The sequence below is a fragment of the Echinicola strongylocentroti genome, from assembly GCF_003260975.1.
GTDB classification, from domain to species: Bacteria; Bacteroidota; Bacteroidia; order Cytophagales; family Cyclobacteriaceae; genus Echinicola; species Echinicola strongylocentroti.
In genome coordinates, this window is record NZ_CP030041.1 from 4,108,696 (window position 1) to 4,125,055 (window position 16,360).

The following is a 16,360-nucleotide window of genomic DNA, read 5'->3' on the forward strand; positions in this document are numbered from 1 at the left end:
AGCGAGATTCAGTGTGACCATAAGAATTATAGTACATTAAAACAAGAAAATAAAAATTTGTATGGAAATGAATATAGCGCTGCTACCAGGTGATGGTATCGGCCCCGAAGTGATCGAACAAGCGGTAAAAGTGGTCAAAGCTGTAGGAAAGAAATTTGGCCATACCATAACTTTTAAAGAAGCCATAGTCGGAGCGGCGGCCATTGATGCTACTGGAAACCCTTACCCTGACGAAACCCACGAGGTATGTCTACAGGCAGATGCGGTATTGTTCGGTGCCATTGGCGATCCAAAATACGATAATGACCCCAAGGCCAAAGTTAGGCCTGAACAAGGGCTGCTGGCCATGAGAAAGAAACTGGGACTTTTTTCCAACGTTCGGCCTACATTTACTTTTCCTTCATTGATCCATAAATCGCCATTGAAGAAAGAGCGAATTGAGGGTACTGATTTGGTGTTCTTGAGAGAGTTGACAGGTGGTATTTACTTTGGAGAGCCGAGAGGCCGTAATGAGCAAGGTACCAAGGCCTTCGATACCAATGTGTACACCAAAGAGGAAATCACCAGATTGGCACGAATGGGCTTTGAGTTTGCCCAAAAGAGAAGAAAATTATTGACCTGTGTGGATAAGGCCAACGTGCTAGCCACTTCCCGCCTGTGGAGAGAAACTGTACAGGAGCTGGAGCCAGAATATCCAGATGTAAAAGTGGAATATGAGTTTGTGGATGCCGTAGCCATGCGACTTGTCCAGTGGCCAAAGGCATATGATGTGTTGATTACCGAAAATCTCTTCGGGGACATCCTTACCGATGAGGCCAGTGTGATCAGCGGATCCATGGGATTGATGCCTTCAGCTTCTCTGGGGACTGATGTGAAGTTGTTTGAGCCGATCCACGGTTCTTATCCGCAGGCAGCTGGAAAAGACATTGCCAATCCATTGGCTACAGTACTTTCTGCTGCGATGATGTTTGAATATGCGTTTGACTTGAAAGACGAAGCGCAGGCCATCACTGATGTGGTGAACCGTTCACTGGCCGAAGGTGTGGTGACCGAAGATATCGCAGAAGAGAGCAAGCCTAGCAAAACCTCTGAAGTAGGTGATTGGCTGGCAGAGCAAATATTGAAGTAAAGGAGATTTAATTGATATGAATAGTGGAAAACGGAACTCATCTTTGGGTTCCGTTTTTTATTGATGGAAGGTTTTTGATGGTGCTTATGCTCGATCATGCGGAAAAGTTGCGGAATTGTGGTTGGTTCTAATAGTACGCTGATGACGCGGATTGATAAGATATGCACTGATTTTTTTATGGAGTTCCCTATTGCTAAAGATAAATACACTGACTAAACGGTATTGAACCCGATGGGTGTAATAGGAATTTTGCTGTTCGGGATTTGAAATCCCGAACCGTAATATATGGGGAATTGAAATTCGGATATGTGAAAAGCTTAGACAGGGATATGGAATTACATTTCCTTATATGTGGTGTTTGAAAGGGGCAAGCTTCGGTTTGTTTTCTGGCATCACTGCACCAAGTGTTGTCTGTTTTTTTACTAACTTCATCTTTATGACCAAAAACCTTATCAACACGATACAGTCACTGATTGACCTTGATGAGACAGGAATCAAGGGACTGAAAGCGATAAGTCAAATTAGGCGGTTTTCCAGTGGGGAGCACTGGATTAGAGAAGGGCAGGTGCCCCGCTCGTTTGGTTTTGTGGACAAGGGGCTGTTTCGGATATATTATGCAGATGCCGATGGTAATGAAGTCACCAAAGGCTTTTTTCAGGAGGGAAGTTTTCCTACCGCTTATACTTCTATGCAGACAGGAAAGCCTTCTTATTTTTTTATTCAAGCATTGGAAGATGCCCAATTAGTAACCATTGATTATGAAAGGTGGTTGGGGATGTACCGCGTCGATCCCGTTTGGAAGGATTTTTTGATTGCCATGCTGACGAAAGGGTACGCCAAAAAAGAAAAGCGGGAAAGGGAACTTTTGCAGCTTTCTGCGGAGGAGAGGTACCGAGGGTTTTTGGAGGAATATCCTGATTTGGAGAAAAGGATCAAGCAACATTTTATTGCCTCCTATCTCGGGATTACTCCTGTGGCGCTTAGTCGCATTAGGAGAAAAATGGGGCTCGTTAACCTAGGTTAATGTAAAGGTGGTCATGAAGGGCGAAATTGACGGAAAAATGATCCGTTATGAAACTTCACGACAACACGATTTTGATCACTGGGGGAAGCTCAGGAATAGGGCTAGAGTTGGCCAGTAGATTGTCCAAGAATAATAATATCTTGATTTGCGGTAGATCAAAAGAAAAGCTGGCTGCGGCCAAGCAAAAGATTCCCCTCATACAGGTCTTTTCCTGTAATCTCGCCATAGATGCAGATCGACAATCGCTTTTTGAATGGGTTCGCGATCACCATCCAGACTGTAATGTGCTGATCAATAACGCGGCATTGGTGCATAGGACAGGCTTTGGCAGTGACCCAGCGATGATCCAAAAATCAATACTAGAGATCCAAACCAACCTGGTTGCTCCTATAGTCCTTTCCAAGCTGTTTTTGCCCATTTTGGAACAACATCAAGACCCTGCGATTATCAACGTGACATCAGGTTTGGTATATGCCCCAAAAAGTGCTTATCCCATTTATAATGCCACTAAGGCAGCTCTCCACAGTTTTACCCAGACCATTAGGATGCAGCTTGATGATTCACCAGTAGCGATCAAGGAAGTGCTGTTGCCAGTAGTGGACACGCCTTGGCATGAAGGGAATGTCCCCAAGATGGCCATAAGCCCTGAAGAGGCGGTGAGCAAGATGCTTAGGGGATTGGAAAAGGGTAAGGGAGAAATCCGTGTAGGAAAGGTGAAGTTGCTCCACTTGATTTCACGGATCGCTCCTAGCTTGGCTTCCAAAATTATTAATCCCGGTTTATGCAATAGATAGGCTAGTGCATATTCCGGGTTTAATGCCGTTTAGCTTCTCAAATGGCGCATCATTTCTTGTACTCCTTCCAGGTACCTATCTGTTACATCAGTATCCGGTGTCGTGTCCCAGTTGTTGTTGATACCATTTCCTCCGAGCATGACTCCATCCTGGCGGGGGATAAAGTAAACACCTGACATGCTCGCTCGGTAGTTTAGCTCTGGCTGGGGCACAAGGAATGCGAGCTGACCAGAAATGGGCATAAGTTCCTCGTCACCAAATAGCTCCCGCGACCCCAGGCCTGTGCAATTGGCAATGCAGGATTGAGGTAGCGCATCAATATCTTCTTGGCGGCCAAATGCTCTGATTTCGATTTTTCCACCAGCCAAAAGGAAATCATCTCGCAACATTTTCATGTAAGTTGGGATGTTGAATATGGTGGTAGGGGAGCGATAAACAGTGGAGAGCTTAAATGGATTTTCCTTTTTGGCAAGTAACGTCGGTCGTGGATAAAAATCCATTGAGGGAGTATAGAGGTTGTTATGGAGCTCATGGTGGTTGTAGTTACCCACGGGCGGTTTCTCACTTCTGATGCTATAGCTTTCCATCCAATCCACCATGTGCTGGATTCCCAGAAGCCGCTGGAAGGTGTCGTAGGAATACTGACAGGCCGTCTGAAACATTTCGGCAAATTCTGGTGTGAGCTTTTCAGGATCCAATAACCTAGATGCCGGTGACCAAGTGCCTGTAGCTAATGCCGAGGTGACATTGGGGTATACCTCTTTGGTGTAAATGGTGACTTGATACCCTCGGTTTTGCAAGGTTCTGGCGGTGGATAGCCCGCTGATACCACAACCTATCACGGCGATATCTTGGGAGTTGGCCTTTTCGATGAGTTCTGTTGCCAGCATGGCCGTGCCCCAAGATAGTGACCAGCCACTACCTCCATGACCATAATTATGCACGATGGTTTTTTTGCCTAATTCCTGAAGTTCTACCCGAGGGCCACTCTGACGGAAAGGTCTTAATCCTACGGTTTCTTTGATGACCCGTTTTCTGGATACGACCACTTTGGGCAGTTTGGGATGGTTAATGTAAAAATTTGCAGTGGATCCAGATGGCAGGTAACGTGTACAAGCTCCTAAGCTTGTCGCCCCGATACCTAGCAAGGCTGTTTTTTTGAGAAAGTCTCTTCTGTGGTTTTTCATATAATTCCCCTTTGGTAAAGTAAATGGTAAGGTGATTAGTAATGGGGAATTCCTCAAGAAGATCGAAATGGGTATTGCTATGGATAGCAGCTACTAAGCTAGGGTTTTTATTCGAAAAATGTAAAAAGTATAAAATGTAACTAATGAGTTTTTGACTCAATAGTACAGACTTTGCTTATTCCTTTTGAAACCACCTTCTGGCCTGCAGGAAAAAAAGCTTAGTGCCTTAGCGATTTTGCAGTAAATTACCGATATCGCTAAGGCACTAAAGCATTGTTATTTATCAGCAAATTTTTCCATGATCTCTTCAGAGATACCCGTGTTGGAATACCCTCCATCGTGGAAGAGGTTCTGCATGGTGACCATTCTGGTGAAGTCAGAGAATAACGATACGATGTATTCTGCACAAGCTTCTGCGGACGCATTTCCCAGTGGAGATACGGAGTCAGCGAAGTTGTAGAATGCATCAAATCCACCGATTCCGGATCCTGCTGTGGTTACTGTAGGAGACTGGGAGATGGTGTTTACCCGTACTTTTTTGTTTTTGCCAAATCGGTAACCAAAGCCTCTGGCTATGCTTTCCAAAAGCGCTTTGGCGTCAGCCATGTCCGTATAAAAAGGAAATACACGCTGGGAAGCAATATAAGAAAGCCCTACGATCGATCCCCATTCGTTCATAATGTCTTTTTTCTCTGCCACTTGCATCATTTTATGAAAAGATACAGCAGAAACATCATAGGACTTCATCGCCCAATCATAGTTCAGGTCGCCGTAAGCTCGTCCTTTACGGATATTAGGAGACATTCCTATGGAATGCAATAGAAAGTCAAAGTTGCCTCCCAAGTATTCCTTGGCTTCATCATAAAGTTTTTCAAGGTCTTCTACAGAAGTGGCATCAGCCGGAATGACAATGGTGTCACATTCCTTGGCCAGTTCGTTGATGGCACCCATTCTCATGGCGATAGGGGCATTGGTCAGTACAAACTTGGCACCCTGCTCTTTGGCTTTCAGTGCAGTTTTCCAGGCAATGGAGTTTTCATCCAGCGCACCGGTGATGATTCCTTTTTTTCCTTTCAGTAGGTTCTCAGGCATGATTTATTTTTAAATTGATTATTCTCTAATTGCTAAGCGGTAAAATTAATTAAATTTTCTCCTTTTCTAACTGTAATGTGCTGAATATTGCCATTTTCGGGTTCCCTACACCGTTAATATCCCATTATCTAAGTAAATCCATGGCGCTTTGCACAGCGCTTTCAGAAGGATTGGCTCCTGCGATCATTTTGGCAATTTCCGTTATTCGTTCTTCCTGGTCCAAGGCACGGATTTTACTCATGGTTTTGGCGGCACTGTTGTCTTTGTATACGAAGTAGTGCTTATCCCCTTTGGCAGCGACTTGTGGAAGGTGACTGATGCAGATTACCTGGTGTCTTTTGGCAATTTCCTGCATCATCTTGACCATTTGAAGGGCTACTTCACCGGAGATTCCTGTGTCGATTTCATCAAAGATCAAGGTTGGCAAGGCGACCTTGTCGGCCATGATGTACTTGATGGCAAACATCAGTCTGGAGAATTCACCACCTGAAGCCACTTGACGGATGGGTTGGGGCTTCACGCCTTTATTGGCGGTGAAGAGGATTTCCACTTCATCCATGCCCGTGGCGATAGGATCCACTTTCCGGTGTGATATTTCAATAGTGGCGTTTTCCATGCCCAAATGGACCAATAGTCCCGTGATTTCCTTGGCAAATCCCGCAAAAGATTTTTGACGCTTTTGGGAGAGTTGTTCTGCTGCTTTGGTAAGTGTTTGCCAAGCGTTTTCTGTGTCAGATTTTAACTGCTCCAATTCCTCGTCGAGGTTGCCTATCTGAAAGGCTTTGTCCGCCAATTCTTTTTCCAAAGTCATCAGCTCTTCCACTGTTTGCACTCCATGCTTTTTTTGGAGTTGGTAGATTTTGCTGAGGCGTTCCCTGATTTCTTCCAGTTTGTCAAAATCTACCTCAACTTTGCTGTCCTCATCTTCCAGCGTGGCGGCGATATCGTTCACTTCAATGCATACGCTGTCAAATCGCTCTCTGAGCTCATTAAAGCGGTTACTGTACTTGGTCAGTTGCTGAAATCCTTGGTTGATCTGCATTAGTAGGGTGGAGACTCCTATCTCATCACCTTGGAGCAATTGGAGGTTTTCGTTGATTTTGGACTTGATTTCCTCGGCATTGTCCAATACTTCCTGATCGTTTTCCAGTGTTTCCTGTTCTCCATCCTGAAGTTGCAGCGCGGAGAGTTCCTCTAGCTGAAACTGATTGAAATCGGCTTCTTTACGTAATTCCCTTGCTTCATGAAGTAGCTTTTCGTACGCTTTCTTTAATTTTTTATAGGCTTTGAAGGCTGTCAAATAGCTTTCTTTTACCGCTTGGGTATTGGCAAAAGCATCAATCAGGCTCAGCTGGTACTCGCCAGCGGCCAATAGTAGGGTGTCATGCTGGGAATGAATGTCCATCAATGACTTGCCCAGGGATTTGAGAATATCCAGCTTTACGGGAGTGTCATTGACAAAGGCCCTTGATTTTCCCGAAGGGGTGATTTCCCTGCGAATGATGCATTGTGCTTCATAGTCTAGGTCTTCAGTCAGGAAGTAGCTTTCGAGGCCATAATTACCGATTTCGAACACCCCTTCAATAATGCATTTTTTTTCGTCATCGAAAAGTGCTTTGGTATCCGCCCTGTTTCCAAGGAGTAACCCAATAGCGCCTAGCATGATGGATTTACCAGCTCCGGTTTCTCCAGTAATCATGTTCAGCGCAGGGGAAGGTCCCATTTCCAGCGTTTCGATCAGCGCATAGTTAGTGATGCTCAGATTTTTTAGCATAAAATAGTGTCGGTTTTCAACTTAACGATGTAAAGTTACAAGGAATTTTATGGTTGTAAAGTTGAATGGTGGTAAGGTTGTAAAGTAGTCAAGGTTCACTACGGAATTTTAGTCTTATTGCTCCTTATTCCCACCTTCGTTAAGGGATGTTAACTCCGTTATATTCCTTTACAGGATGTCATTGTATTTTCTGGCATTGTTAGGATCTACCTGCAGGAGGTGTTCCACAGCTTGTTCCTGGATGTCCAAGGGAGCATTTTGGAGAATTTTGGAGATTTCATCCGATTTAGCATCCATAAAAGTAATGGTTAGTATGCTGTTGGGTTGGGTGTTATTGACCTCAGCGAGTTTTTCCAGTGCTTGAAGGATGTTTTTATAAGCGTCTTCTGGATTACTGGTGAGCTGGTCCAGACCTTTTCGGTGGTAGAGGTAGGAGGCTTCCCTGATGGCTCGGGTTACTTGCGAACTGTAGAGTTCGTCGATCAACCAATACCGGTTTCGTCGGTTACCAGGATCTTGGTCCCAGCCCGATCTTCCTGATTGTAAGGCGTTGGAAACGATGTTGTTGGCAATCTCGAAATAGGGTTCTCCTCCTTCCTGTGAAAAAGTATCATAGTCTAATCCTATGACAATGTGGGCATAATATGCCAATAGCGATGTGATTTCATTTAGGTAGGAGTACCTGTTAAACTCCATGGGCTGTGACTCCTTGAATTCAAAGTTCCAGTTTCTATCCACAAAATTAAAGGATAAGGTCTCGTAGCTGGTGCCATATACGGGCCGTACTGCTTGAATTTGGACAGTAGCCTCGAAATAGCCCACTTGTGGCATATCGTTTATGGTGACCAGGATATTGCCCTTAATCCTTTCACTTGCATCGTATTGATCGTTGGTCCAGCTTCGTCCATTGAGAAATTGCTCAAAGGAATTTTTCATCTGGTCAAAAATATCCTTGTTCTGCGTTCTCGCACGTTCGCTGTTGATAGTGACCGTAAAGTTGAGCTCCTGTGCTGTCACCTGAAATGTAACGCCTAAAAATAGAAAGAGTAAAAAGAGTCGATTTCCCATATGCGTTGAATGTTGCCTATAAATATAAAAAATAAAGTCGGAATGGTCTTTCCTCTAAAGGCCTTTTACAATGTTGTCTACTATCAAAGCAGCAATGTCCACTTTTGATAATAATGGAGAGGCTTCTTTTTCACCGGTTTTATGGTAGGTGGTGATTTTATTTGTGTCGTGTTTAAAACCCGCTCCTTCATCTTGCATGGAGTTGAGCACAATAAAATCAAAGTTTTTCTTTTTTAGCTTTGCCAAGGCATTTTCTTCCTCGTGATTGGTTTCTAAAGCAAATCCTACATGAAACTGATCAGGGGATTTTTGTTCTCCCAAGGACGCTGCTATATCAATGTTCTTTTTCAGCTGGATACTGAGCTCATTGGCGGATTTTTTGATTTTTTCCTTGGCTGGATTGGCAGGCGCGTAGTCTGCTACCGCTGCCGCAAAGACACAGATGTCTGTGGTGTGGTGTTCTTTTACAGCTGCATCGTACATTTCCTGGGCACTGGTTACAGGGATCGTAGTGATGGATGGATGCGCTGTTTTGATTTGGCTTGGTCCCATGATAAGTATAACCTTTGCCCCTCTTTTTGCCATGTTTTCGGCGATGGCTACGCCCATCTTTCCACTGGAATGGTTGCCTATGTAGCGTACGGGATCGATGGCTTCCTGTGTCGGGCCTGCAGTCACTAAAGCGGTTTTGCCAGTAAGGTCATGTGATTCATGAAAGTGCGCAATGGCCTTTTGCAGGATAAGCTCGGGCTCCATCATCCTTCCTTGTCCACTAAGACCACTTGCCAATTCTCCGCTTTCGGCATCCAAGAGGATATTACCGTAATTTTTGGCGATGGATAAGTTGCGGACTACCGATGGGTGCTGGTACATGTCCAGGTCCATGGCGGGAGCCATCATCACGGGACATCTAGCTGATAGGTAAGTGGCGGTAAGCAGGTTGTCTGAATTGCCATTGGCCAGCTTGGAAAGGGTGCTGGCACTTAAAGGGGCAATAATAAAAAGGTCTGCCCAAAGTCCTAATTCGACATGGTTGTTCCATTCACCTGTCTCTCCCTTGTGAAATTGGTGAAAGACGGGTTTTTTGGATAATGTCGAAAGGGTGAGAGGGGTAATAAAGTCAAGAGCAGAAGTACTCATGATGATCTGTACTTCTGCTCCTTCTTTGACCAATAATCTGGTCAGATGAGCTGCTTTGTAGGCGGCAATACTGCCTGTAATACCCAGTAATATGCGTTTGCCTTGCAGCTGCATGGATTATTATAGTTCGTCTTCGCTTTCCTCTTCAGGCTTTCTGAAGTGTACTTTGTCTTCCATGAACTCTTCCATGGCCAAAGTAGAAGGCTTAGGCATTCTTTCATAAAACTTGGAGATTTCGATTTGTTCTTTGTTTTCGAACACTTCCTCCAAGTTGTCCACAGTAGAAGCAAACTCGGACAGCTTAGTGTTGAGCTCTTCTTTAGTGGCCAAAGAGATTTGTTTTGCTCTTTGCGAAACGATGTGGATAGACTCATACAGGTTGCCGGCTTTTTCGGCTACTTTGTCCAAGTCTCTAGTGATGATTGAAGGATTAACTGCCATATAGTTCAACTGTTTATTTGCTCTTATTTATTGGAATTAACTCCTGTTTCTGGAGTAACGGCTTGCTCAAGATCTGGGTTTTCTTTTTCTTTCTGCTCTTGCTTTTCCCTTGCTTCTTGTTCCAGTTTTCTAAGCTCGTCGTATTGTTTCTTTGTTTTTTGATGAGCATCCAGTTCTTCTTGAGTCTGTGTGATCAAGCTGGATATGTCATTGTTGTATTCGCTTTTGGGGTATTTTCTTTGAAACTCATCTCCAAATTCCAGCGCTTGGTTAAGTCGTTCTTCTTTTTTGCTAAAGACACTGCGTTCTGCATATGCAGAGCTAACTTCCACTAACTTATAAGCCAATTCTTCATTATGCTCACTATTGGGATATGATTTGGCGAAGTTTTGGAAATTGACGATACAAGCCAAGTAAAACTGGCCCGGAAAGAGACCTTCGGTCAATCTATAGTACATACTGGCTTCTTCATAAGCCTTTTTCTCAAAGCGGGACTGGAGATTGTCGATCATCCCCATTGCGCGCTCATAAGAATCGGACTGGGGAAACCTGTTGATAAATTGCTGGATAGCAGAAACTGCCTCCCTACTGCTTTGTTGGTCCAAGTTGTAGTCAGGGGCATCTAAGTACAGCGAGTAGGCATGCATAAAGAGGGATTCCTCTGCTAGTGGACTTCGACTGTAACTTTCATAGAAGGTATTAAAGTAACTTGCCGCTTCGATGTACCGCTTGAGCCTGAAGTGGGCATAGGCGTAGTTGAATTGAGCCAATTCTGACTTCTCACTCCCGCGAATGACCGGTAGTACCTTGTCGTAAAGGATAATGGCTTTATTGTACTCTTCCTTTTCGTAGTATTCATTGGCAGCAGTATACACTTCGTCCCAGTTGGTGCTTTTTTCTAGCTTGTAGAACTTACCACAAGCCCCAAGTGAGACTACCATTGCCAATAGCAATATATGTTTAATAGTGTTCTTCATATTTTCAATCTGCAAATATAGGGGAATTTGATTCGGTATCAAAGTTACTTTTTGGCGATGTGCGGAGACTTACTTTTTGACAACGAACTTCTTGGTGACGATATTTTTACCGTTCACGATTAAAGTGTAAAAATAAATCCCGGGATCAAAATCGCTTACATTGATAAGTGCTGTCTTTTGCTGTGGTGATAGGGTGAGCTCCTCAATAGGGTTGCCAATGACGCTGTTGACATGTAATTTAATGTTCGCATTAGGATTTTTTATTTGGTAATCAATTTGGGCAATTCGGTTGCTCGGGTTGGGGTAGATGCTGCCGAACGAAATATCTTCATGATTGGTGTGTTCACTATCCTCTGGGGCAAATGCTTCGTAGACGCCTTCTATTATAAACACGTCTCGCAAATTGTCCATATTGGAGAAGTGCAGGTCAAATGTGCCTTTGGTCTGGGTGATGCCCAGGTCAAATTCTATGTATAAGTCGGTGAAGATTTCATTAGGGGCCAAGGCGAGCTTTATTTTAGCTAGGTCTTGTCGCGGATCATAACATTGGTCGCCAATACAGACTTTGATATCCTGAGAAGAGCCGATTTCTCCTCTCATGAATTTCAAAACATATTCCTTTGGCTCATCAGCGTTGTTTTGTAGGATGATTGATTTACGCTGGGTATCGTTTATTTTACCGGTAAATTGAGCCCTCTCGCTAAGGACATGCACCTGCTGTGCTCCAGCTGAAGACAGTTGGAATAACGTGAAAATAAAAATGATTAGCGATAAAAAATTTTTCATGTAGATTGTCTGTCGATATGATATTTGTTTAATTGTTTGACTATCTAAATCTTATACGTATAAAAATACCGATTAGATTCGTGGTTTTAAAGTAAAGTGGGTTAAAAAATGTTAACCTTTGTAAAATTTTTTTTAAACGGTATCGTTTCTTAAAAATTGTTAATTTTCACCAGTCGCTATTTTTCTTCTTTTTCTTTGCTTTTAGCCCATTCGTCGATAATCTGTTGGACTTCATCTTCATCCGGATAGGGGAGGCGGATGTTGGGCTCATTGAACAAGTTTTGAGGGTTTTGGGGTTGTTCGATTGGTCGTCGCCAATCCATGATCATTTTCATGGTGGGCCGCTCTTCTGCCCTCCATACAAAACCCTCTAGCTTGGTATTTTCTTCATTGAGCATATGGGGAGGGGTGAAGGATGCTTCCGGATTGATAGTGTGGTTGATTTTGGCTACATTTCCGTTTTCAAAGTACATGATGATTTTGCCGCACAGTAAGGAGTTGGTCCCCTGTAAGGTGGTGTCATTTTCCAATGCGAAGTAGAGGGATTCTCCGTTTCCTTCCACTTCCAATTTATCCATATCACCATCTGAAAAATACCCGATCATTTCCCGGCCTTTGATTTGGTTATAATTGGCAATGGTGTCAGTGGTGATGGCAAAGGCATTGTCCTTCAGAAAAGCCCTGTCAATATCTTCATTGGCAATAAGAAAGTGAATGCTGTCAGCAGATATCTGGCTCTTGTTGTTCCATAATAACGGATCCCCGTAGAGGTAGATGGTAGAGTCTGCATATACGTAAACGGTGCTGTCTGCCCTACCGGACATTTCGCCTTTGATCATGCGGGTGTTTGGGAAAGCCAGCATGTGGCGGTTTTCAGCTGCTTCACTGTCTTTGCTGATCAACGTGTCAGCGGTCATGTACATGGTGTCAGCTTCAAAATATTTTTGGACCAACGCATTGCCGAATACTTCGGAATATTTTTTTTCTTCCCAGTATTTGCCTACATCCCCAAATACTTCGATGTTTCTTTCCTTGTTGTAAATACTTACATTGTCTTGTCCCTCGTAGTACTTTTTGTTTTCATCGTAAAAGAGCTCGTCCCCCGTTACTCTGGAGGTTTCGTTTTCTACATCTCCTTCATAGAAGCGGAATTGCTTGTTTTGGGTGTCATAATAGCTGCCCTTTTTGGCGTTGAGCTCGTCCCCTTTTTCAGAACGGATGTTGGTGAGTCCTTCTGTTTCGACAATCTTTGGAACGGTAAAATAATAGAGCTTGTTGGACTTCAGTGTATATTCTGGATTGACCAGTATGACATTGTCTGTGAAGGTGATTTTTTCTTCCTGCGTTTGGTAGCGTCCCGTTTGGCTGGTCAGGACATTGGTGCTGTCGACGACTTTACCGAAGTTAAAATAATCGGCGACGCCTGACCTTCTGTTGTAATCCAAAAAATCGGTGTAGAGCGTGGTTCCAGCTTTGACAAAAACCACCTTGTCCCGAAGTTTGGCCATTTGGGTGTTTCCATTGTAGTCAGCGTAAAAGCTGGTTACCGTTACGGTGTCTTTGGGGTTTTCTATTCTGACTTTACCAAAAAGCTCAGATTTGTTGCCTTTTTGATTGTAATATGCCGAATCGCAGTAAATAGTGATTTCCTTTTGTGTCATTACCACATTGCCCAATACCCGTTGAATGTCCGTACCGTCGTTTTTGATGCTGTCAGCTCTGTTGATATTTAAAAATTCCCGCTGGTTTTGAGCATGGGCCAGGAGGGTGCCCAAAAATAAACAAAGTAGGATAAGGGGGTATTTGATAGTCTTTTTTAGCATTTGGTTTTATATGAACGACAAAATTAATCAAAAATGGTATTTTTGGATTATGCTTGACCAGTTTATCAGTCATATACGGACAAAAAATCTTTTAGATGCCCATAAGCGTTATTTGTTGGCCATGAGTGGTGGTATTGACAGTGTTGCTTTGGCATGGTTGCTCAAAAAAGCAGGAGTTTCATTTTGTGTGGCCCATTGTAATTTTGGGTTACGGGGGCTTGAAAGCGATGGTGATGAGCAATTTGTCAGGAGCTTGGCCAAAGCCCATGGGGTGGAGGTTTTCGTAGAGCGTTTTGATACCAAGGCCTATGCTGTATCAAAGGGCGTGTCCACACAGATGGCTGCAAGAGATCTCAGGTATGCGTGGTTTGCGAAGCTGGTGCATAAGCACCGGTTCGGGGGCGTGGTCGTGGCCCATCATGCAGATGACCAGTTGGAAACGGTGCTTCTAAACCTCATGCGTGGCACTGGTATCGAGGGTATTTATGGCATGGCGGAAATCAGGGAGCAGGTGATCAGACCACTTCTTCCCTTTTCACGAGAGCAATTGACCGAGTTTATGGCGAGGGAAAACCTCACATGGAGAGAGGATAGTTCCAATAGCCAAAGTGACTATAAACGGAATTTTATCCGAAATGAGGTATTGCCGCTGATGAAGGGGTACGATAGCGGAGTTGGAGAAAAGTTGAAGATGAGCTTTGAGCGAATGAAAGATACCGGGAAGGCTTTTTTTTACCTTTACGATGAATGGAAGAAAAAAGCAGTTGGCCAAGAAGGGAAGCTCCTGTATATGGAAAAATCTTCTTTGGAGAATGTCCCGGGAAGATCCAGTCTTTTATATTACTGGTTGCGGGATTATGGTTTTAATCCTGTACAGGTGGATGATATGTTGGCGGTGATGTGGTCTGGAGAAGTGGGGCAGCAATTTGTCTCGACAGATTATCTGGTCAATATCGACCGGGAATATTTATTGTTGGGAAGGAGACAGGAAGCTTTTGCGGAGCTTGAATTTGCCAAGACTGATGTCGCACTTTCGTTTGAAGACAAAGAATACGATGTGCTCATCCTGCAGGGAGAAACGGCCTTGGACGTTAGAAAGGAGAATGCCATGCTCGATAGGGAAACGATGGTGTTTCCGCTGACGCTACGCAAATGGCAGGAAGGTGACCGGTTTAGGCCACTGGGAATGAAAAAATTTAAGAAAATAAGTGATTTTTTAATAGATTTGAAAGTACCTATAATTGTCAAAAATAACGTAAAGGTGCTTACAGATGCCGAAGGGAATGTGATTTGGGTGGTAGGTTATCGAGTGGATGACCGATTTAAGGTAACTTCTACCACTAAAAAGGTAATGTATTTCAAGTTAAAATAGGATCTCTATGCTTAATCCTTTTAAGAGGACGTATACTGAAGAAGAGTTAAAGGTTTTTGAGTTTTTGTCAAGAACCCAGTTTTTCAATTACCTGAAATATTCAGATATGTACCGGTTTCTGCCAGCGATTCATTACCGCAAGTACCTGAAAGATGAGGTGGTGTTTTTCAGAAATGACCCAAGTCAAGCGCTTTATATTGTTAAGAGCGGCACAATCAGCCTAAATGTGGATGTTAGGGAGAGTTTTGAGACTATATTTAAGGTGCGGGAAGAGGTGGCTTTTGGAGAAAATTCCCTTTTGGATGATGCAAAAAGAATCTATACGGCAGTGGTAGAATCAGAAGAGGCCGAACTTATGGTGATACCCAATTATGCGATCAAAGAGATTTTTGACAGCTCTCCAAAAGTGAAAGCCAAAATGTTGACCTCTTTGGCCAATTACTACGATACGAGAAATCACCAATTGTTCTCATCCTACCGTAAGTCTTTTGGTTTTTTTAATCTCAGCCAAATGTTTGAATGATGGTCGAAGGTAGAAGTCCGAAGTGGGAAGTGGGAAACAACGTCCAAACCTTCCATTTTTCAAACCTTATAACCTTCCAACCTCTAAACTATCCCCAACTAATCAATTGATTGCTTTAATTAATACCCATTCTTTAATATCTTAGCGGAGCTTTTCAAAAAATCTACAAATTATTAAACAAATCATAAATCATGACTAAAGTAACCGTAGTTGGAGCTGGTAATGTGGGCGCTACTTGTGCTGACGTATTGGCCTACAGAGAAATTGCTGAAGAGATCGTATTGGTAGATATCAAAGAGGGTGTTGCCGAAGGGAAGGCGCTTGATATTTGGCAGAAAGCCCCCATCAACGCATATGATAGCAGAACAGTAGGGAGTACAAATGATTACGCCAAAACAGCAGGCTCTGATGTCGTAGTGATCACTTCAGGATTGCCGCGTAAGCCAGGCATGACCCGTGATGACCTGATCGAGACCAACGCAGGAATTGTTAAGTCAGTTACTGAAAATGTGATCAAGCATTCCCCTGAAGCCATTATCATCATTGTTTCCAATCCATTGGATGTGATGACTTATCAGGCGCACATTACTTCCAAAATGCCTCGTACCAAAGTCATTGGTATGGCGGGTATCTTGGATACAGCGCGTTACCGTGCATTCTTGGCAGAAGCGCTTGATGTGTCCCCTAAGGAAATCCAAGCGATCCTAATGGGTGGACATGGAGATACTATGGTGCCACTACCAAGATACACCACGGTAGCAGGTATTCCAGTGACTGAACTGATCGAAAAGGATAAATTGGATGCCATCATCGAGAGAACCAAATTCGGTGGCGGAGAGCTAGTGAAGCTGATGGGTACTTCTGCTTGGTATGCTCCTGGATCAGCCGCAGCCCAAATGGTGGAAGCAATCTTGAAAAACCAACGTAGAGTATTTCCTGTTTGTATTAAACTGGATGGCGAGTATGGAATTGATGATTGCTACTTGGGTGTTCCGGTTATCCTTGGTAAAAACGGTGTGGAGAAAGTTATTGAACTCGACCTTAATGAAGAAGAAAAAGCACTTCTTGAGACTTCCAGAAGTCACGTAAAAGAAGTGATGAAGGTATTGGAAAGTGTCAGTTCTAAATAAGCCAATGATAAGGCAAGCATGAATTAGTTAAATGAATCCCGGTCAACGACCGGGATTTTTATTTTTTAAACGGCGAATTATTTGTAAGAACATTTTCATG

At 43.5% G+C, this 16,360-nt stretch carries 15 protein-coding genes; 6 read left to right on the plus strand and 9 right to left on the minus strand.

The window, feature by feature from the left end; all coding sequences use genetic code 11:
- Nucleotides 1-61 precede the first annotated feature (61 nt).
- From leuB to DN752_RS15965, 3 genes are all read left to right on the plus strand, one after another.
- Nucleotides 62-1,129: a 3-isopropylmalate dehydrogenase gene (gene leuB / locus DN752_RS15955; RefSeq protein WP_112784872.1), complete on the plus strand. Its 1,068-nt coding sequence runs from the start codon at nt 62-64 to the stop codon at nt 1,127-1,129.
- A 436-nt stretch (nt 1,130-1,565) separates the two neighbouring features.
- Nucleotides 1,566-2,153 carry a Crp/Fnr family transcriptional regulator gene (locus tag DN752_RS15960; protein ID WP_112784873.1) on the plus strand — a complete coding sequence of 196 codons (588 nt, stop codon included), beginning with the start codon at nt 1,566-1,568 and terminating at the stop codon, nt 2,151-2,153.
- Nucleotides 2,154-2,200: 47 nt separating this feature from the next.
- Entirely contained in the window at nt 2,201-2,947 is a 747-nt protein-coding gene (locus DN752_RS15965; RefSeq protein WP_112784874.1) for an SDR family oxidoreductase, read from the plus strand.
- 29 nt (nt 2,948-2,976) lie between these two features.
- On the opposite strand, the gene DN752_RS15970 is transcribed toward DN752_RS15965, so the two are convergent.
- The 9 genes from DN752_RS15970 to DN752_RS16010 form a co-directional block, all read right to left on the minus strand.
- Nucleotides 2,977-4,134 carry an FAD-dependent oxidoreductase gene (locus DN752_RS15970; protein WP_112784875.1) on the minus strand — a complete coding sequence of 386 codons (1,158 nt, stop codon included), beginning with the start codon at nt 4,132-4,134 and terminating at the stop codon, nt 2,977-2,979.
- A 276-nt stretch (nt 4,135-4,410) separates the two neighbouring features.
- Nucleotides 4,411-5,226 carry an enoyl-ACP reductase FabI gene (locus tag DN752_RS15975; protein ID WP_112784876.1) on the minus strand — a complete coding sequence of 272 codons (816 nt, stop codon included), beginning with the start codon at nt 5,224-5,226 and terminating at the stop codon, nt 4,411-4,413.
- Between the two features lie 124 nt (nt 5,227-5,350).
- Complete coding sequence (recN, locus tag DN752_RS15980; RefSeq protein WP_112784877.1) at nt 5,351-7,000, minus strand: DNA repair protein RecN; 1,650 nt, start codon at nt 6,998-7,000, stop codon at nt 5,351-5,353.
- Nucleotides 7,001-7,168: 168 nt separating this feature from the next.
- A complete protein-coding gene (gene porD, locus DN752_RS15985; protein WP_112784878.1) occupies nt 7,169-8,068 on the minus strand; it encodes a type IX secretion system protein PorD in 900 nt (299 codons plus the stop codon).
- 54 nt (nt 8,069-8,122) lie between these two features.
- Nucleotides 8,123-9,322, minus strand: coding sequence for a bifunctional phosphopantothenoylcysteine decarboxylase/phosphopantothenate--cysteine ligase CoaBC (coaBC, locus tag DN752_RS15990; protein WP_112784879.1), 1,200 nt, complete (start codon nt 9,320-9,322; stop codon nt 8,123-8,125).
- A gap of 6 nt (nt 9,323-9,328) precedes the next feature.
- Complete coding sequence (locus tag DN752_RS15995) at nt 9,329-9,649, minus strand: DNA-directed RNA polymerase subunit omega (protein ID WP_112784880.1); 321 nt, start codon at nt 9,647-9,649, stop codon at nt 9,329-9,331.
- A gap of 23 nt (nt 9,650-9,672) precedes the next feature.
- Nucleotides 9,673-10,626 (minus strand): outer membrane protein assembly factor BamD, encoded by a 954-nt coding sequence (locus DN752_RS16000; protein ID WP_112784881.1) that lies wholly within the window; start codon nt 10,624-10,626, stop codon nt 9,673-9,675.
- Between the two features lie 69 nt (nt 10,627-10,695).
- Nucleotides 10,696-11,412, minus strand: a complete 717-nt coding sequence (locus DN752_RS16005) for a T9SS type A sorting domain-containing protein (RefSeq protein WP_112784882.1) — start codon at nt 11,410-11,412, stop codon at nt 10,696-10,698.
- A 176-nt stretch (nt 11,413-11,588) separates the two neighbouring features.
- Nucleotides 11,589-13,235 carry an OstA-like protein gene (locus tag DN752_RS16010; protein ID WP_112784883.1) on the minus strand — a complete coding sequence of 549 codons (1,647 nt, stop codon included), beginning with the start codon at nt 13,233-13,235 and terminating at the stop codon, nt 11,589-11,591.
- A 10-nt stretch (nt 13,236-13,245) separates the two neighbouring features.
- Here DN752_RS16010 and tilS point away from each other — a divergent pair, with 10 nt between their 5' ends.
- The 3 genes from tilS (at nt 13,246) to mdh (ending at nt 16,260) form a co-directional block, all read left to right on the plus strand.
- Entirely contained in the window at nt 13,246-14,607 is a 1,362-nt protein-coding gene (gene tilS, locus DN752_RS16015) for a tRNA lysidine(34) synthetase TilS (protein ID WP_245949256.1), read from the plus strand.
- Nucleotides 14,608-14,614: 7 nt separating this feature from the next.
- A complete protein-coding gene (locus tag DN752_RS16020) occupies nt 14,615-15,130 on the plus strand; it encodes a Crp/Fnr family transcriptional regulator (protein WP_112784884.1) in 516 nt (171 codons plus the stop codon).
- A 191-nt stretch (nt 15,131-15,321) separates the two neighbouring features.
- Complete coding sequence (gene mdh, locus DN752_RS16025; protein WP_112784885.1) at nt 15,322-16,260, plus strand: malate dehydrogenase; 939 nt, start codon at nt 15,322-15,324, stop codon at nt 16,258-16,260.
- Nucleotides 16,261-16,360 lie beyond the last annotated feature (100 nt).